The organism is Chryseobacterium sp. PTM-20240506 (assembly GCF_048296755.1).
Lineage (GTDB): Bacteria > Bacteroidota > Bacteroidia > Flavobacteriales > Weeksellaceae > Chryseobacterium > Chryseobacterium proteolyticum.
On sequence record NZ_CP182581.1, the window covers coordinates 2,852,638 to 2,871,117 of the forward strand.

At 35.3% G+C, this 18,480-nt stretch carries 20 protein-coding genes; 9 read left to right on the forward strand and 11 right to left on the reverse strand.

All coding sequences use genetic code 11. From position 1 onward, the window contains the following. Positions 1-6 precede the first annotated feature (6 nt). The 4 genes from ACNFU2_RS12585 to trpS all read left to right on the forward strand — a co-directional run bounded on the left by ACNFU2_RS12585 (position 7) and on the right by trpS (position 2,819). A complete protein-coding gene (locus tag ACNFU2_RS12585) occupies positions 7-201 on the forward strand; it encodes a DUF2683 family protein (RefSeq protein WP_172281170.1) in 195 nt (64 codons plus the stop codon). Further along, a complete protein-coding gene (locus tag ACNFU2_RS12590) occupies positions 201-839 on the forward strand; it encodes a lipoprotein signal peptidase (RefSeq protein ID WP_172281172.1) in 639 nt (212 codons plus the stop codon). The genes ACNFU2_RS12585 and ACNFU2_RS12590 overlap by 1 nt, the downstream gene beginning before the upstream one ends. A gap of 12 nt (positions 840-851) precedes the next feature. Then, complete coding sequence (locus tag ACNFU2_RS12595) at positions 852-1,496, forward strand: SanA/YdcF family protein (RefSeq protein ID WP_273649949.1); 645 nt, start codon at positions 852-854, stop codon at positions 1,494-1,496. Positions 1,497-1,850: 354 nt separating this feature from the next. Further along, positions 1,851-2,819 (forward strand): tryptophan--tRNA ligase, encoded by a 969-nt coding sequence (gene trpS, locus ACNFU2_RS12600; protein ID WP_273649951.1) that lies wholly within the window; start codon positions 1,851-1,853, stop codon positions 2,817-2,819. 8 nt (positions 2,820-2,827) lie between these two features. Here the strand turns inward: trpS and ACNFU2_RS12605 are convergent, their stop codons facing one another. From ACNFU2_RS12605 to ACNFU2_RS12640, 8 genes are all read right to left on the reverse strand, one after another. Beyond that, positions 2,828-4,111, reverse strand: a complete 1,284-nt coding sequence (locus ACNFU2_RS12605) for a sensor histidine kinase (RefSeq protein WP_273649953.1) — start codon at positions 4,109-4,111, stop codon at positions 2,828-2,830. After that, positions 4,111-4,782, reverse strand: coding sequence for a response regulator transcription factor (locus ACNFU2_RS12610; protein WP_273649955.1), 672 nt, complete (start codon positions 4,780-4,782; stop codon positions 4,111-4,113). Before ACNFU2_RS12610 ends, ACNFU2_RS12605 begins: the two co-directional genes overlap by 1 nt. A 287-nt stretch (positions 4,783-5,069) precedes the next feature. Beyond that, positions 5,070-5,519: a PepSY-like domain-containing protein gene (locus ACNFU2_RS12615; protein ID WP_273649957.1), complete on the reverse strand. Its 450-nt coding sequence runs from the start codon at positions 5,517-5,519 to the stop codon at positions 5,070-5,072. 85 nt (positions 5,520-5,604) lie between these two features. Beyond that, positions 5,605-6,300 carry a YjjG family noncanonical pyrimidine nucleotidase gene (locus ACNFU2_RS12620; protein WP_418121936.1) on the reverse strand — a complete coding sequence of 232 codons (696 nt, stop codon included), beginning with the start codon at positions 6,298-6,300 and terminating at the stop codon, positions 5,605-5,607. Positions 6,301-6,498: 198 nt separating this feature from the next. Then, entirely contained in the window at positions 6,499-7,089 is a 591-nt protein-coding gene (locus ACNFU2_RS12625; protein ID WP_089028087.1) for an RNA polymerase sigma factor, read from the reverse strand. A 200-nt stretch (positions 7,090-7,289) separates the two neighbouring features. Then, positions 7,290-7,781, reverse strand: a complete 492-nt coding sequence (locus ACNFU2_RS12630; RefSeq protein ID WP_418121939.1) for a hypothetical protein — start codon at positions 7,779-7,781, stop codon at positions 7,290-7,292. An 85-nt stretch (positions 7,782-7,866) separates the two neighbouring features. Continuing rightward, positions 7,867-9,147 (reverse strand): methionine adenosyltransferase, encoded by a 1,281-nt coding sequence (gene metK / locus ACNFU2_RS12635; protein ID WP_273649962.1) that lies wholly within the window; start codon positions 9,145-9,147, stop codon positions 7,867-7,869. Between the two features lie 233 nt (positions 9,148-9,380). Continuing rightward, positions 9,381-10,331: a LysR substrate-binding domain-containing protein gene (locus ACNFU2_RS12640; protein ID WP_172281186.1), complete on the reverse strand. Its 951-nt coding sequence runs from the start codon at positions 10,329-10,331 to the stop codon at positions 9,381-9,383. A gap of 119 nt (positions 10,332-10,450) precedes the next feature. On the opposite strand from ACNFU2_RS12640, the gene ACNFU2_RS12645 reads away from it, so the two are divergent. The 5 genes from ACNFU2_RS12645 (at position 10,451) to ACNFU2_RS12665 (ending at position 14,709) form a co-directional block, all read left to right on the forward strand. Beyond that, positions 10,451-11,938, forward strand: a complete 1,488-nt coding sequence (locus ACNFU2_RS12645; RefSeq protein WP_172281188.1) for a catalase — start codon at positions 10,451-10,453, stop codon at positions 11,936-11,938. Positions 11,939-12,043: 105 nt separating this feature from the next. Next, positions 12,044-12,811 (forward strand): enoyl-CoA hydratase-related protein, encoded by a 768-nt coding sequence (locus tag ACNFU2_RS12650; protein WP_273649966.1) that lies wholly within the window; start codon positions 12,044-12,046, stop codon positions 12,809-12,811. Between the two features lie 43 nt (positions 12,812-12,854). Then, positions 12,855-13,277, forward strand: coding sequence for a deoxycytidylate deaminase (locus ACNFU2_RS12655; protein ID WP_172281192.1), 423 nt, complete (start codon positions 12,855-12,857; stop codon positions 13,275-13,277). Positions 13,278-13,282: 5 nt separating this feature from the next. Continuing rightward, positions 13,283-14,194, forward strand: a complete 912-nt coding sequence (xerD, locus tag ACNFU2_RS12660; protein WP_172281194.1) for a site-specific tyrosine recombinase XerD — start codon at positions 13,283-13,285, stop codon at positions 14,192-14,194. Beyond that, the gene (locus ACNFU2_RS12665; RefSeq protein ID WP_273649969.1) at positions 14,194-14,709 is read left to right on the forward strand and encodes an NUDIX hydrolase; all 516 of its coding nucleotides are present in this window, start codon (positions 14,194-14,196) and stop codon (positions 14,707-14,709) included. The genes xerD and ACNFU2_RS12665 overlap by 1 nt, the downstream gene beginning before the upstream one ends. Positions 14,710-14,783: 74 nt before the next feature. Here ACNFU2_RS12665 and ACNFU2_RS12670 read toward each other — a convergent pair whose 3' ends face one another. From ACNFU2_RS12670 to ACNFU2_RS12680, 3 genes are read right to left on the reverse strand one after another with little or no spacing between them, the layout of a single operon-like run. Then, on the reverse strand, positions 14,784-15,242 hold the full coding sequence (locus ACNFU2_RS12670; protein WP_172281198.1) for a heme-binding domain-containing protein: 459 nt from the start codon (positions 15,240-15,242) through the stop codon (positions 14,784-14,786). 7 nt (positions 15,243-15,249) lie between these two features. Then, positions 15,250-16,977, reverse strand: a complete 1,728-nt coding sequence (locus tag ACNFU2_RS12675; protein WP_273649971.1) for an Ig-like domain-containing protein — start codon at positions 16,975-16,977, stop codon at positions 15,250-15,252. 25 nt (positions 16,978-17,002) lie between these two features. Next, on the reverse strand, positions 17,003-18,265 hold the full coding sequence (locus ACNFU2_RS12680; protein ID WP_273649973.1) for a serine hydrolase domain-containing protein: 1,263 nt from the start codon (positions 18,263-18,265) through the stop codon (positions 17,003-17,005). Between the last annotated feature and the right edge of the window lie 215 nt (positions 18,266-18,480).

An 18,480-nucleotide genomic window follows, 5' to 3' on the forward strand; every position in this document is an offset into this window, starting at 1 on the left:
AGAACAATGGAATCTATAATAGTACATCCCAAAAATCCTATGGAGCTGAGTGCACTGAAAAGTGTTCTGAAGGAAATGAACATTAAATTTGAAAAGGCTCATGTTAAAAGTTCATTTAACGGACAAAAAGTGATCAAGAAAGCAAGCGATAATAAAAATGTAAAACCGGCTGCAAAATCCTCAAAACCTAAAGGACAGTAATGAAAAAGATATTAGCTATTACATTTTTGGTATTGTTAATCGACCAGGCTTCAAAAATATATATAAAAACTCATTTCAACCTTGATGATAGCGTTTCCGTTCTTCCGGGTTTCAAGCTTACTTTCGTAGAGAATCCAGGAATGGCTTATGGACTTCACTTTGGCGGTGTTATAGGTAAATATTTTTTAGTTATTCTAAGAATATTCCTGATCGGAGGGATGATTTATATGTTCAAAAAATGGCTTCAGCAGGGAGCCTCCAATTATCTTATCATTCCAATGGCTGTAATTTTTGCAGGAGCCATCGGTAATCTTATCGACGGAATGTTTTACGGGTTAATTTTCGATAGCGGCACCGTTTATGATCCTAGCATCGACCGCTGGATCGGATACGGAGGTATTTCGAAAATAGCTTCTGCAGGACAAGGATATTCGTCTTTCATGAGAGGCTGTGTAGTGGATATGCTTCACTTCCCACTGGTAGACTGGAATGTACCGGAAAGCTTCCCTCTTATTGGTGGAAAGCACATTGAATTTTTCAAATATATCTTTAATGTCGCGGATTCTGCCATTACTGTAGGAGCCATATTATTATTGATTTTCAGAAAAAAGGCCTTTCCAAACGGACTGGAATTTTAGAAAATAATACAGATGAAAAAACTGATTAAAAATACTCTTAAAATTTTCCTGCTTCTTCTCGTAGCAGGAATTATTTTTATTGCCTTTGCCAACTATAATATCAAAAAACAAAGTGCCCCATACATTTCAGATAACTTATCAGTATTACCTTCGACCAAAACAGCAATCCTCCTTGGAACAAGTAAAACACTAAACAGCGGTATGCCCAATGCATACTTCTACAACAGAATACAATCCGCTATAGATCTCTATAAAAGTGGTAAGATACAATACATTATTGTAAGTGGAGATAACAGTACTGCGGACTATAATGAGCCTGAGGATATGCAACTTGCTTTAATGAAATACGGAATTCCAAAGGATAAAATAATTCTGGATCACGCAGGTTTTAGAACACTAGATTCTGTAATCAGAGCTAAAGAGATTTTTGGACAAACCAGATTCATCATCATTTCCCAAAAGTTCCACAATGAAAGAGCCGTATTTTTAGCCCGTAAAAACGGAATCGAAGCCTATGGTTATAATGCAAATGATGTGAATAAATATGCGGGTTTAAAGACCAATCTAAGGGAGTATATTGCTAAAACCAAAGTATACTGGGATCTTTTATTTGGGGTACAACCGAAATTCGGTGGGGAAAAGATTGTGATTCAATAGTTTTTGTGTCCCCAGATTTTGAGGATTGAGCATATTTTTATTTTAAATTAATTTTAACTTTGGGCTAAAGCCATACGGATGATCATTTTTTTTGAAAGCGGACTAAAGTCCGCTCCTATTGATCCTTCTTTTTTGTAAAAAATTCCCGAGATTTATCCAAAAATCTTTTAATCTTTTAATCTTTTAATCTTTTAATCTTTTAATCTTTTAATCTTTTAATCTTTTAATCTTTTAATCTTTTAATCTTTTAATCTTTTAATCTTTTAATCTTTTAATCTTTTAATCTTTTAATTATTATTCCCGCCAAACCTCGTAAATTTGTGGTTCGTTAATTTTTATAAATAATAAAACAAAATGTCAAGAATTCTTACCGGCATTCAAGCCACCGGAACACCGCACCTTGGAAACTTATTGGGTGCTATTATTCCTGCTGTTGAACTATCGAAACAGGAAGGAAATGAATCATTTTTATTCATCGCTAATCTGCATTCATTAACTCAGATAAAGGATGCAAAAGAGCTGAAACAAAATACCTACGAGATTGCTGCGGCTTGGCTTGCTTGTGGGCTGGATACTGAAAAAACATTTTTTTACAGACAGAGTGATATCCCTGAAACCTGTGAACTATCTTGGCATTTATCATGTTTTTTTCCTTATCAGAGATTAACCCTGGCGCATTCATTTAAGGATAAAGCAGACAGGCTTCAGGATGTGAATGCCGGTCTTTTTACTTATCCTATTTTAATGGCTGCAGATATTTTATTGTACGATGCAGAAATAGTTCCAGTAGGAAAGGATCAGCTTCAGCATTTGGAAATTGCCCGGGATGTAGCCTCAAGGTTTAATAATCAGATGGGAGAGGTACTGGTACTTCCTCAGGCCGAACTTCAGGAAAATACAAAATATGTCCCTGGAACAGATGGTCGTAAAATGTCTAAATCCATGGGAAATATTATTAATATTTTCTTACCGGATAAAGAACTGAAAAAACAGGTGATGAGCATTGAGACAGATTCCAAATCATTGGAGGAACCGAAAGATCCTGAAACCGACAAAGTATTTGCAATTTATCAATTGATTGCAACTCCTGAACAGACAGAGGAGCTAAGAGCAAAATATCTTGTAGGAAACTTTGGATATGGACATGCAAAAACAGAACTTTTAAACCTGATTACCACTCGTTTCCAGAAGGAAAGAGAAACATTTACCTACTATATGACCCACCTGGATGAATTGGAAGCAAAACTTCAGGAAGGTGCTGCAAAAACAAGAGTGATTGCAGTGGAAACCATTAAACGTGTAAGGGAAAGTCTAGGACTTTAATATATAGGCTAACTTTTATTCTTTGACAGAATGAAGCTATGCATTCCGTCTTCAAAATCATAAACAATATCCCATCCGGGATATTGTTTTATTATGGTTTTAATGATAGAAAGTCCCAATCCGGTAGAACTGCTGTCCGTGCTTTGCTTAAAAAACCTGTTGAAGATTTTTTTTCCATCCAGAGGATTCATTGATCCGGTATTCTGAAAAATCATCCTGCCCTTTTCGGTAATAATATTTAAAATTCCATTTTGATGGTTATACCTGACTGCATTTTTAAGTAAATTAGAAAGTAAAATATTGGCTAAGTCAGGGCTGAAGATAGTTTCAAATATTTCTTTGTCCAACAGGTTTACTTTAATCTCTTTGTATTCTATAAAATCTTCATAGCTATTGACCAGCTCTTTGATCATCGCAGTAAAATTTACATGGGACAAAGTACTGAACTGATTGTTCTCAATTTTAGACAGCATAAGCAGTGATTTATTCAGGCTTGCCATCCTTCCCAGATCATTCTTGATGTCAGTAAAGAAATTCATATCCTTTTCATCAAACTGATCATTCTGTATTGCCAGATCTATTTTATTGATTGCAATTGCCAAAGGTGTCTGCAATTCGTGAGATGCATTTTCAATAAACTGTTTTTGTTGATTAAAGGCGAGCTCGTTACGATCAATCATTTCGTTGATCTCTCTATCCAGCTCTTCAAACTCTTTGATGGAATATTTTGGAGACTCTTTATCAGAAGAAATCCCAAACTGATATTTTTTGAGCTTATCCAGAATACGGTAAAAAGGCTTCATCGCTTTGTGAAGCAAAAATCCGTTGATCCCGATAATACTTACTACCAATAACAGGTACAAAACAATCAGAGCTGTTGTAAGGTCATATACCAGCTCATCTTCTTCTACCGTGGACGTTCGGATAGTCAATTTCTGATACTTTCCAAACTGGTCTATAAAATCTGTCTCAAGAACTCTGTAAGGCTGCTCTTCATCATCGTATTCCATGTAATACATCTTATTAAAAAGCTTGTTCTTTTCCTGATGCTCTGCTGCAGAAATAGGATTGATCTTAAATTCATTAAAACCAAACTCATTATTCTTTAACAAGTGCTCATCCAGATATACTGCCTTAATAATCTGTATTTTTCTGTTTTTCAATCCATCATCCACATTATCATACACTTCGTCCAGAATATAGGCGTAAAATAATGCCGCCCACACTGCAATGATCAATAGCAGAATGGTTATCAGGTATTTTATGGTATAATATTTCAGAGAAACTTTCATTATACAAATTTATATCCTATTCCGTAAATCGCCTGAAAATCAGCTTCAGCGCCTAACGCTTTAAGCTTTTTACGAAGGTTTTTTATCTGTGAATAAATAAAATCCAGGCTATCCGCCTGATCAATATAATCGCCCCAGATTGCTTCTGCAAGCATTGTTTTTTGTAATGTTTTTTCAGGATGTATCACGAAATAATACAAAAGATCATACTCCTTACGGTTAAGGATCAATTCTTCATTACCTATCTTTACTTTTCTGTTGTCAGGATCCACAAAGATGTTTTTATAAGTGATTATATTCTCTCCATCCTGATTTTTCCTTCTGATGACCGATTTAATCCGGGCCATCAATTCTGCCAGGTGAAAAGGCTTGGCAAGGTAATCATCTGCCCCTATTTCCAATCCGCTTACTTTATCGTCGACAGAATCTTTTGCAGAAAGGATGATTACAGGATCTTTTTTGTGCATACTTTTAATTTCTTTAAGAAGATCCATCCCACTTCCGTCTGGCAGCATAATATCCAGGAGAATACAGTCATATTCATATGAAATGATTTTATCCAAACCTGAACTATAGTCAGAAGCGGACTCTACTATAAAGTGCTGTGCTTCAAGAAAGCTTTGCACGGTATTTCTTAATTCCGCCTCATCTTCAACAAGTAAAATTTTCATAGTAAGTATTATTCTGACTTTCTGATCAAATATATAAAATTATAACCTCCTGTTCCCGGGAGGCTATAATTTATCAAGATTAAAAATTATTTGTGATAGAACTACCATCCACATGAAAACTAAGCGTTTGCCCATTCAGCACATGGATTTTGTATTTATTCTTTATATCTTTTACCGATTCAATGATCATACATGGATGGTATATAGCAAGAAAAGTAAGTATATTTCTTCGGCTTTCTTTGTTGATTATATTCCAATTTACCATAACATAAAAATTTAATATAGTATTAGTCATCAATCTTACTAAAATTCCCATTTTTGTCGAATTTCAGGTCAACGCCATTGGATAGTTCAGCTTTATAAGACCATCTTTCTTTTTCAATTTTTATAATCGAAGTGTTTGGAAAGCTTTTAACCACATAATTTCTTATACCTGCAGGAATAAAGCCATACGGGAGCTTCTGATGCTTACCATCCACTTCCTTCCAGTTTCCCTGGCTGTCAAACTCTATTTTCACACCGTTGGAAAGGTATACTTTGTATTCGTCTACTCCATATATTTCACGGTCCTCTATAACGGAACCTACTGCAATACCTTTAAAATTTCCTGCCAGAAACTTCTTTGCAGTAACAGGTAATTGATTGGGACTGATTGCTCTATCCTGTGCAAATATGAAACCTGCTGATAAAACTAAGATAAAGGTTAGTAAGCTGGTGATTTTCTTTAAACTTTTCATAATATAAAATTTTATTCATTTATTATGAAGCAAAATTCTATATTAATTTAGGAAAGAATTAGGAAAAAAATGTAAGCAGCAAATTTTAAAGATATTCTTTGATTTGAAGAAGATGCTTAATGGTCTTTACATTTTCTTCTGTCCGGTTTTCGTTCAGGACATCAAAGAAAATAACATCCATTCCAAAATTCATGGCTCCTACCGCATCTGCAATCCAATCATCCCCTATCAAGATACTTTCTCCCTTATTCGCGTGTGCACGACCTAAAGAATACTCAAAAATTTCAGGATTAGGTTTCCTCACCCCTACTGCATCAGCACTGGTGATCGTATTAAAATAATGATCAATCCCTGAAAGTATACATTTTCTTTCCGTGACTTCCTTAAAGCCATTGGAAATAATGTGCATTGTATATTCTTTTGATTTTAGATAATCAAGAACATACAAAGCTCCCTCTACCAGTTCATTGTGATTAAGAATTTTATCCAGAAAGTGTTCTTCAAAATAATCTGACAACTGCTCATCTTCAACTCCAAAATGTTTAAAAGTATTAAGAAAACGGTGTTTTCTTAAATATTCTTTACCTATTATGCCGTCTCTGATTTTTTCCCATAAGCTCTCATTGATTTCATGATACACTTCATGAAATTCCTCGAAATCTATATTGTATTTGAGTGTTATTTCCTGCTTTTCGAAAAGATCCCTGATGGTAAGGTAAGCGTTCTTGCGATGATCCCAAAGCGTATTGTCCAGGTCAAAAAAAATGTGCTGAATTTTCATACAGCACAAAATTAATACTTTAATTTTTAGAGATCGAATAATTTTTATCTTTGATTTTTACTATTCCAAGATTTTTTGAAAAGTTGAGTAGAAAATCAACAGTTTGTTTTTTTGGTTTCAAAGTTTTCACTTTTAAGGAATCATTTTTTTTCATAGGCGAAACATGTTTATCCTTAAAACGGGAATTTTTTATAATTATTATCTGGTAAGGATAATATTATTCTCTTCCATGATTTTTCTCAGGTTGATCAGCGCATACCTTACACGTCCCAATGTAGTGTTAATGCTCATATCCGTGTGATCTGCAATCTCTTTAAAGCTCAACCCATCAAAAAATCTTAACTTAATAACCTCTTGCTGATTCTGAGGCAGGTATTGCAGCATTCGCAATAAATCTTCCTGAATCTGATTAGTCACTAATTGATCTTCAATATTTTCTGAAGGCTCTCTGATTAAATCGAAAATAGAATATTCGTCAGTTTCAAAAGTTGTTTCCGAAACCTTGATATTTTTCGATTTCAATCTGAAATGGTCAATAATAAGATTATAGGCAATTCTTTTAGCCCAAAGAATAAATTTTCCTTCTTCGTTATAACGTCCTTCTTTCAACATCACGATGATTTTCATGAATGTATCCTGGAAAACATCATTAGCTAGGTCTTCATCATTAATTTTGTAAAAAATGAATGTAAACAATTCTCTCTGATGACGATGAATAAGAGTTGATAAAGCTCCTTCGTCTCCTTTTTGGTAAAGGGAAATTAATACGCAATCCGATTTTGATTTCATGACTTTCTTCTCAATATAATATATATTTGCCGACAGTTTTTCTTCCAGATATTTTATCTGGTTTTAGCTGTAAATACAAAACAGTTTTTCAGAGTAAAGTCCAATCAATAAGCAGTTCGTTTATTTATGGATGTAAATATAATAAAATTTTAATAACTGTTAACCTATTATTAATATTTAGAAAAAATTTTTAAAAAAAATCACTTAAACATATCATGAATGAAGACAGTTGGGATATTTAATGTAAAATTTACATTCACTCCTTTTAGCTGTTTTCCGTTCAATTCAGCGTCTCCAAAGGGAAAAGCATACCCTGCAGTTAAATCCAACAGCCCGAATAAAGTAACCCCTACTTTGGGTGCAATATATTTATTGGTCCCTTCAACTCCTGCTAAAAAATAATAAGAGTGATAAAAATCTACATTTTTTTCAAAATTAAGCAAGACATCTGCCTGAATTTTGGGCATGATGGCAAATTTAGAATTAGCGGAACCCATTAATGCGGAAGCTCCTAATCTGTAAATAACATCGTCATTCTTAAGGAAAAGTAATTTTCCACCCAATTCTCCGAAGCTTTGGTTTTGATATGTATATCCAACACTAATCATTTTGTGCATGGTATATTGTGCACTTGCGTAGGTGGATAAAAAAAATATGGATACAACCGTTATTACCCATCGGAAATTCATCATCTTTTTATTTATTTAAGGTGTAAAATTAAAAAAAACTGCCTTATCTTGTTAAAGATAAAGCAGTATAAATATCTTAAAGAAAAAATTAAATACCAAATGCTGTTTTAATCTCTTCTACTTTGTCTAATTTCTCCCAGGTGAAGAATTCCAGGTCTTTAAGCGTAAGCTCATTTTTATGACCTTTATTAAACGTTTTATCAGCAATGTAGTGTTCTTTACCCATATGTCCGTAAGAAGCTGTTTCCTGATAAATAGGGTTTCTTAATTTCAGATTTTCTTCAATTGCGTAAGGTCTCAGATCGAAAATTGCAGAAACTTTCTTCGCAATTTCCCCATCATGAAGATCTACTTTTGAAGTCCCATATGTGTTGATATACAGACCACAAGGCTCAGCAACACCAATTGCATAAGAAACCTGCACCAATACTTCATCTGCAACACCTGCAGCTACAAGGTTTTTAGCAATATGCCTTGTTGCGTAAGCAGCACTTCTGTCTACTTTTGAAGGGTCTTTTCCGGAAAATGCCCCACCTCCGTGAGCTCCTTTTCCACCGTATGTATCCACAATGATCTTTCTACCTGTAAGACCGGTATCACCATGAGGACCACCGATTACAAATTTCCCGGTAGGATTGATGTGATATTTGATCTGATCGTTGAATAAAGCTTTGATTTCCTCCGGCTGTTGAGCCACTACTCTTGGGATCAGGATATTTTTGATATCCTCACGGATCTTGTTCAACATTTCTTCTTCGGCTCCAAAGTCATCATGTTGAGTAGATACCACGATAGAGTCAATTCTTACCGGTTTATGATCGTCAGAATATTCAATAGTCACCTGGCTTTTCGCATCAGGACGTAAATAAGTAATTTCTTTATTTTCTCTTCTTACTGCAGAAAGCTCTTTTAGAATAGTATGCGCAAGGTCAAGCGCCAAAGGCATATAATTAGCGGTCTCATTAGTAGCATAACCAAACATCATTCCCTGGTCTCCTGCACCTTGTGCATTAGCCTTGCTTTCAAAAGTCTCATCTGCTACTTTTCTATCAACCCCCTGATTGATATCCGGTGATTGCTCATGGATCGCAGAGATTACCCCGCAAGAGTCTCCATTGAACATATACTCTCCTTTTGTATAACCTATTCCATTGATTACTTCTCTGGCAATGGTCTGAACATCAAGATAAGCATCTGACTTAACCTCTCCTGCCAATACTACCTGTCCGGTAGTAACAAGTGTTTCACACGCTACTTTTGAGGATTTATCGTATGCTAGAAAATGATCAATCAAAGCGTCAGAAATCTGATCCGCAATTTTATCAGGATGCCCTTCTGAAACGGATTCAGATGTAAATAAATAAGACATATTATTCTTTGTTTTATTAGATTAAAAATATGAGGAATAACGTGAATAATTGCATGGAAAGCTCAAAAAGAATACTGTTTTAGCTTTTTTTTATAGAGGTTGCAATCAGGTCAAATTTTTCCTCGTTTGTAAACAGGGGCAAAGTTAAGGACTATTTTTCAATAGCCAAAACTTTTAAGAAATAATTATAAATTTCTTGAAACAAGCGATTTATCCCGATTGAGTATAAAAAACTATTGTGGTTTTATGCTTACGAAATCTTTTGGACTTTCATTATAATTAAGTCTTTCTTTTAAAGAAGACTGGATTGAAGAAGACAATTCGTCAATAATCTTTTGTTTGAAAGTCGGTTTGTAATAAATGATGCTTATTTCCCTGTAAGGGAAAGGCTTCTTAAATCTGAAAACTTTACCTTTCTGCTCTTCAGAAAGCTGGCTTAAAGCCAATTCCGGCAGAATACTTATTCCTCCTACCTTATCAACCATATGAACCAGTGTCTGGATATTGGAAGCAAGGAAGTCGAGATTTTTTGGCTTGAGTGTATTTTCTTTCAGATGACAAATGTTTTCAAACTGATTTCTCAAACAGTTCCCTTCTTCCAGAAGCCATACTTTTTCAACATTAAGCTCCTCAGGAATAATATAGGAATTCTTTTTATTAGCTTGTGTATCAGAGCTGTAGATCATCAGCTCTTCATTGAACAGAAAATCCTGATAGAATTCATCCGCCGTATCATACGGAGTTGAAATAATTCCAGCATCCAGTTCCCCAGCCTTTAAAGCCTTGATAATACTGTCTGTTGTCATTTCCTTCACGTTCATCTGAATTTTAGGATTCTCATCAAGGAATTTAAAAATTTCTGTAGGTAAAATAAAGGAAGATACTGTAGGAATAATTCCCAGGTTAATTGTTCCTCCTAAAATGTTATTAAGCAGGTTTGCTTTATTTCTCAGCTCATTGACAGATTCTATAATCACCTTCGCCTGATCAATGATCTGAAGCCCTACATCTGTGGTACGGATCGGGTGCGTAGTCCTGTCGAACACCTTTACATCCAGTTCATCCTCAAATTTCTGTATCATCGCACTTAGTGTAGGTTGCGTAATGAAGCATGCTTGAGCTGCTTTCCCAAAATGTTTGTACTTATCTACAGCGATAAGATACTCCAATTGCTGAATGTTCATCTGATTAATATTATCTATTACAAAGATATGATGTTTTTGCTATAAGCAATTAAAAATTCAAGTAAATTTGATAATTCTTACATCCAAAAACACAACAAATAAATCAAAATCTTAACTATATGGATTCTAAAAAATTAACATTAAGCAGCGGTGCTCCGTACTTTGAGCATCAGGATTCTCAGACGGTAGGTCCCAGAGGTCCTGTCCTATTGCAGGACTTTATTCTTCAGGAAAACCTTGCCCATTTCGTAAGAGAAAGAATTCCCGAAAGAATTGTTCATGCAAAAGGAAGCGGCGCTTATGGAACATTTACCGTAACACACGATATTAGTAAATATACCAAAGCAAAATTATTTTCGAAGGTGGGAAACTCCTGCAGAATGTTTGCAAGGTTTTCTACCGTAGGTGGTGAGAAAGGAAGCGCAGATACCGCAAGAGACCCGAGAGGTTTTGCATTAAAATTTTATACTGAAGACGGAAACTGGGATCTTGTAGGTAATAATACTCCTGTGTTTTTTATTAAAGATGCCAAAAAATTCCCTGATTTTATTCATACTCAAAAAAGAGTGCCGAAAACAAATTTAAAGAGTGCCACAATGATGTGGGATTTCTGGAGCCTGAATCCTGAATCCCTTCATCAGGTTCTGATCTTAATGTCCGACAGGGGTACGCCTCATGGTTACAGGCATATGCACGGTTTCGGATCCCATACCTTCTCTATGATCAATGCAAACAATGAAAGAGTTTGGGTTAAATTCCATTTCAAAACAAAACAGGGAATTAAAAACTTCAACAATGAGGAAGCCGTAAAGATGGCTGGTGAAAATCCAGACTTTGCCCAGGAGGATCTTTGCAATGCTATAGAAAATGGTGATTTCCCGAAATGGACCTTATATATCCAGGTAATGACTGAAGAGCAGGCAAAAGATTTCAGATGGAATCCTTTTGATGTAACCAAGGTTTGGTTCCAGAATGACTTCCCTCTAATTGAGGTTGGAGAAATGGAACTGAATGAAGTACCTGTTAATTATTTTGCACATGTAGAACAATCCACATTTTCCCCTAGCAATCTGATCAATGGAATTAGTTTTTCTCCGGATAAAATGCTTCAGGGAAGATTATTCTCATATCCCGATGCTCACAGATACAGAGTAGGAGTAAATGCTCATCAGCTGGAAGTGAACCGTTGCCCTTTTGCTACCAACAATTACCAGAGAGATGGTTTTATGGCTGACTCCAGTGAATATGCTGATAAGCCTAACTACCATCCTAACAGCTTTGATGACATCAAGCCGGATCCTTCTTATAAAGGTTATGATTATGAACTTGATAGCGCTCATGTAGCTTTCTACAACAGAAATGAAAATGATGATGATCATTATACACAACCCGGGCTGCTTTATACAAAAGCAATGAATACTGAAGACCGGGAACGCCTTGTCCATAATATTGTGGGAAGCATGAAGGGGATTGACGGACCAAAGAGAGATGAAATCATAAATCGTCAGCTGTGTCATTTTTTCAGAGCGAATATTGAACTTGGCATGAAAGTAGCATCACAGCTAAATATCAATATCGATAGCAATATGATGAATCACATCAAATAAGCAAACAAAATAATATTTCAACAAAAAAGGAAAAAATATCAACTTTTTTTCCTTTTTTTTGTAAAAAAATGATAATTTGCAAGGGTTAGTATTTAAAGTGGAAAAATGAGTTACGAAAATATATTATTAAAAAAAGAAGATAAATTAGCTATTATTACAATAAACAGACCTGAAAGTCTCAATGCACTAAACGCTAAAACCATCCAGGAAATAAGTTCAGCTTTAGACGACCTGGATTTGGACAAGTCTTGCAGGGTGATTATTCTTACAGGAAGTGGTGAGAAATCTTTCGTTGCAGGAGCAGACATCAAAGAATTCAGTGATTTCGGACAGGAAAGGGCTGAAGAATTGGCAAAAAACGGTCAAAATTCTCTTTTTAATAAAATAGAAAATCTCTCTAAACCAGTCATTGCAGCAGTCAATGGCTTTGCTTTAGGTGGAGGTTTAGAGCTTGCTATGGCATGCCATATCAGATATGCTTCGGAAAATGCTAAATTAGGACTTCCGGAAGTAACCTTAGGACTGATTCCTGGTTACGGAGGAACGCAAAGGCTTCCTAAGCTTGTCGGAAAAGGTATTGCCAACGAAATGATCTTCTCAGCCAAAATGATTCCCGCTCAAAGAGCCAAAGAAATCGGATTAGTGAACGAAGTATATCCTATTGAAGACTTATTAACCAAAACAAAGGAACTAGCAAACGTTATTGCCTTCAATTCACCCATGGCAATTTCCAAGGCTATTCATGCAGTGAATTTATCGGATACGGATAAAGGCTTTGATACTGAGATTAAGTATTTTGGCGAGCTTTTTGAACTAGCTGATAAACAAGAAGGAGTAAGTGCTTTTCTGGAAAAAAGAAAGCCTAACTTCTAAGATTATTTTTACAAATTATTTCGAAAAAAAACAATGCTGCGGTATGAATAAGTTTGATAAAGCTTATCTAAAAATGGCTCAGGAATGGGCAAAACTTTCCTACTGTAAAAGAAAACAAGTAGGAGCTCTTATCGTAAAAGATAGGATGATTATTTCAGATGGTTATAACGGAACTCCTTCGGGATTCGAGAATTGTTGTGAAGATGCAGAGGGAAAAACACATTGGTACGTATTACATGCAGAAGCAAATGCTATATTAAAATTAGCTGCTTCTACCCAATCTGCAAAAGGAGCAACGCTGTATTTAACGCTTTCTCCATGTAAAGAGTGCAGCAAGCTAATTTTACAGGCTGGGATTACAAGACTGGTATATATCAATGAGTATTCGGATGACGATGGGATATCATTCCTTAAAAACCATAATATTGAAATAGAACAAATTTCTGATTGTGAACTAAAAAAATAACACAAATGACTTGGGATGAAAAAATTAAAGATTTTGAAATCTTTCTTCGTTTCGAAAGAAATTTTTCAGAAAACACTCTAGACGCTTATGTTAGAGACATTAAAAAATTAAAGGAGTACGCTGAGGAAGACCTCGACAACATCGGACCGGATGTGATCGGATACGATAATTTACAGGAGTATATCTTCAATCTTTCCAAACAAAAATTCAGTGAGCGGTCGCAGGCCAGATGGATATCTTCTATCAAGGCTTTTTTCAAGTTCCTTCTGGAGGATGAGGCCCGTGAGGATAATCCGGCAGCATTGCTTGAAGGCCCTAAATTGGGATTATACCTTCCCGATACACTAAGCCTTATGGATATCAACAAGATTATCGGAGCCATTGAAGTGAACTCGGATCTGGGAAGAAGAAATCAGTGTATTGTAGAAGTACTTTATGGTTGTGGACTTCGGGTATCAGAACTTATTGATCTGAAAATTTCAAACATTAATTTTAAAGAAAATTACATTAAGGTGAACGGGAAGGGAAATAAAACCCGTTTCGTTCCTTTGGCCGATTACACTGCTGAATTATTGAACAGTTACATCAAAGAGGTGCGTTCTAAAAACAAGATCAACAAGAAATATGAAGATTCATTATTCCTGAACAGCAGAGGAACTTCCATGTCCAGAGTGATTGTATTTCTTATTATTAAAGAACTCACGGATAAAGCCGGTGTAAGTAAAAAAATATCCCCACATACCTTCAGACATTCATTTGCTACACATTTACTACAAAACGGAGCTGACTTAAGATATATTCAGGAAATGCTTGGTCATTCAAGCATTACGACAACTGAAATTTATACTCATTTAAAAACCGAAGAACTACGGGATGTCATTTTAAATTACCATCCCCGAAATATTAATATTGCTTAATGAAATTATTGAAATATTGTCCAAACTGTGGCAAAGAATCTCTACACTGGGATGGCGAAAAAAAATGGAGCTGCCCTCTATGCAATTTCACGTTATATAACAATGTAGCAGGAGCTGTAGCCGTTGTTATAAGATATGGTGATGAAATTTACCTGACAAGAAGAAACCGGAATCCTAAGAAAGGAAAGCTGGACCTAGCAGGTGGTTTTGTTGACCCGAAAGAAAGTGCAGAAGAAACCTGTAAAAGAGAACTTTTTGAAGAGCTACAGCTGAATATCGATATTTCAAATTTAAAATACCTTACCAGCCTACCTAATATCTATCAATATAAAGAGATCGACTACAATACGATCGATTTATTTTATGAATACCGCGTGGATAAAAAATTCGAAGTTAACATTGAATTATCCGAAATATCGGAAGCACAGTGGATTCCACTAAAAGATATTAAACTGGAGGATATTGCTTTTGATTCTCAGAAAATATTTTTTAAGCAATATTTAAACAATCTATAATTACACAATTTAAAATATTGATAGCAGGGCCAAAGCTCTGCTATTATTATTTTACGACGCTACAAACCAGCGTATCAGTAAGTTTTGGATTTCAGCATTTCCTCGAAATAATTGATCAGCAGTTTTCGCTCTGCTTCAGATAAATTAGCCTCCTTATGATACACAATATATCCGGGCATCGGCATTGTCCTGCTTTGAAGTGTTGGAATAATACTGTTAAGCATACTTATCTTCAAATCTGAATTGTAAGTTTGCCAGATCGAAAAGTTCAGATGCTCTCTTCCATCATTAACATGGCTTTTTATAGACCATGATATAGGCGCTATATAAGAATACTTAGGATATACCGTTTCGTTGGAATGACAGTCATAGCAAGCTCCTTTTATAAGTTTAGTGATCTTTTCGGGTGTTTGTTTTGCATCTACAAAATTTACCTTATGATCAACGGGCATATTGGTCCTGTCTATAGGGATAAACTGAATGAGTGCAAAAACAACCAGGCTCCAGAATACAATCTTCTTTATCGTTTTCATACGTTCTCTATCTCACAGGTTGCAATACGGAATTACCGGACTTAAGTGCAGGATTATCCTTTTCAACAGGCTTTTCAACAACCGGTTTAGGAATATTTAATCCTTTTGTATCCAGCACTCTTGTATCCTTTAAATCCCAATCTTCATTGCTGTCCCATAAAGGTCTTACAACAACAGCTTTATAGAAAATATAAGAGTCTTCCGCAAACACGTCGTTTTGAAAGTCTGCTTCATCCCAATATTTATTATCATTGTTGTCAACCAGAATCCTCACAACATAATCTCCGGGTTTCAGAATATCGAATTTAACAGCGTCCCCCTTTGTATATTTCTGGTAAACCACTTTTTCAGATGTATCCAATAGCTGAAGCCAATAATTCGAAGCGGGGGCATTTTGGAGCTTGAATGCAAGACTGCCGTAGTTTTCTACCTTGTCTGCTTCAAAGTCAAACCGCTTTGATGTTGGGTTTTTATCATAGAATGACAGAACAGTTGTTTTAGGAACAACCAGCTGATATTTTTTTCCCGGAACAAAATCGGATTGAATCAGGATCTGATACGGATTGGTTTCGGAAATTTTTGCCGTGAAGTTCTGTGTTGTTAAACTATCACTTTTCAATACCCATTTATCCGTATTTATTTTATCAATGATGTAATTGGAAGTAATCCTGAAATCTGTTTTAGGAGGTAAAAGAGATCCGTCATTGTTGTCAAGGGTCATTCCGTTTTTCGCATTGTATTTATAAAAGACAGAAACCGTATCCTTTTTATTATCAGCATCATAACTAAACTTCAAATTTTCAGTAGTCGTCTGTCCTACATTGCTTTTCACCGCGTCAAACCATATCTTAACAGAATCCGATTTAGGTCTGTGGGTTACTTTTATATCCTGAAGCTTATCGTTAATAGAAAGAACCTGTACATTATCCGGCTTTCCTTCAAACGTCATCGTGATACCTCCCGGTGTTTCCTTCATCTCTACATACTTCAATGGTTTTCTCGATGGATATACCTTTAAGTTCAATCCCGAAATGGATTTTTCAAAGTCGATAGGCTCTTTCTGGAATCCTACTTTTTCTTTTCCGGGATCATACATGGAATTACCATTTTCATCTTCAAAGGCAATGATCTTGTATTTCCCCGGCGACAAATAATTAAGCTCATAATAGCCATCGTCATCTACCTTTGTGATATAGTAAGGTTTTTGTTTATAATTCATGGTATCCTGAACCTTGTACAAACCTACAACCATTTTATTTTCTGTGCTTGTTTCCTTTTTAAAGGATATTGCATCTCTTACATCACCACTGATATAAAGATCATCCAGTTTCTCACCCGTAGAAAAAGCAAAGTTGAAATAACGAAGTGTGTTAGACTCATTATTATCTACTATAGAATTTCCAAAATTAAAATTATAAGTGGTATTGGCCTGTAAGGTATCTTCCCACTGGATCAAAAGATATTTATTGGCAATATTCGAAGGTAAGATCCGCTTGATTTTTTTAATAGGCGGAGAGATAATTAAATTTTTGTTGATATCTTTCAGCGTTACATATTCATCAAAATCGATACGAAGTTCTTTAACATCTCTTCGAACATTGACTCTGGTTGTATCTATATTTGAGCTTAAAAACTTTGGAGCCAGCGTATCTTTAGGACCTCCTACCGGAGAACCTACTCTTGCACAGGACTGTACAAGAAAACCAATAATGAATAGTAGAAAAAGTCTTTTCATGAATATGTTTAAGCAAAAGTAAACATTATTCTCCAAAAACTTCATGTCCATTTTTTAAAGAATCCTGATTATCGTTCATGACACTATGCAGCTTATCTTTTTGCGCAGGAAAATCTTCAAATAATCCGGATAATGCCAATGCTGTATACACCCTGTTTGAATATTTGTTTCCAATGGCAACAATGGTCACCTTTGAATTTAACAAATGGGCAAAAACAGAATTCGTTCCATGCCACCATCCGTTGTGATAGGTAAGCTTCTCTCCGTTATCAAAAATCTTCATCCGGAAACCTAATCCGTAATTATTCATTCCGGCTTTTTCATTACTGTAAGGTGTAAAAACCATCTGCATAAGTTCCGGCTTTAAGAAATCCTTGGAAAACATTGCTTTTGAAAAATTAAAAAGATCCCTTGGAGTAGTATATACATTCTTGTCTCCGTAAATAAGGTCAAGTCTGTCCAAAGGATATAGCTTACCTCGTCCGTAATAAAAAGACTGTGCAGCGGTAGGTATATCTTTCTCCTGGAAGATATAGGTATTTTTCATTTTAAGAGGATCAAATACCATTTCCTTCATGGCCTGAGGAAACGGAGTTTTTGTAATCTTCTCAATCAGCAATGCCAATAAAGCAAAATTTGTATTGCAATACATAAAACCAGTATCTGTGTCTCTTGCCAGTTCAGGTTTATATTTGATGATCATATTCAATACATCCTGATTGGTCATGAATGTTTTGGAAAGCTCAACGGGAGCCGGTTGAATTTTAGTAATAAAATATTCGTATTTGGGTAAACCGCTTCTCTGTGATAACAAGTTCTGAACGGTTACATTCGGATAAGGAAATCCCGGGAAATATTGTGTTAAATGATCAGACAATTTTATTTTTCCTGCCTCAATTAACTTCATCATCGCCATCGCCGTCATCGTCTTTGAAACAGAAGCAACATGAAGAGGTGTATTTTTATCAATAGGCATTTGATTTCCTTCTCTTCCAAAACCTCTGTAATTTTCATATAGAATGTCATCTCCTTTAGCAACAAGTATTCCACCACTTAAGTCACCGGCATCCCATACTTTTTTATAATACTGATCAATATATTGTACCAGAGAAGCTTTATTAGGCAATTGATCATCTGCTTTTGTAAAAACCTTGCTCAGGTCCACATTTCCGTAGTTGGGTAGGTTAGTAGTATTTTCTGCTACAGCTTCTTTAGTTTCGGATTTATTCTTACAGGAAAACAAAAATGCAAAAGCAGCTAAAAAAAGGACAAAATTATGCTTCTTCATGAGTATCAAAAATGAGCGGCAATTTAATAAAACTCAAAATAAATATTGACTCCTCAATACGAATTATGAATTATTTAACAGTATCGTTAAAAAAAATAAACTGCATTACACAGTTTATTCTTAATTGAGCCATTTTTAAAGTAAATAGTTTGTGTTCTTTGATATTTTTATCACGGGCAATATCACTGAAAAATGAGTAGCCCTTAACAATCTTA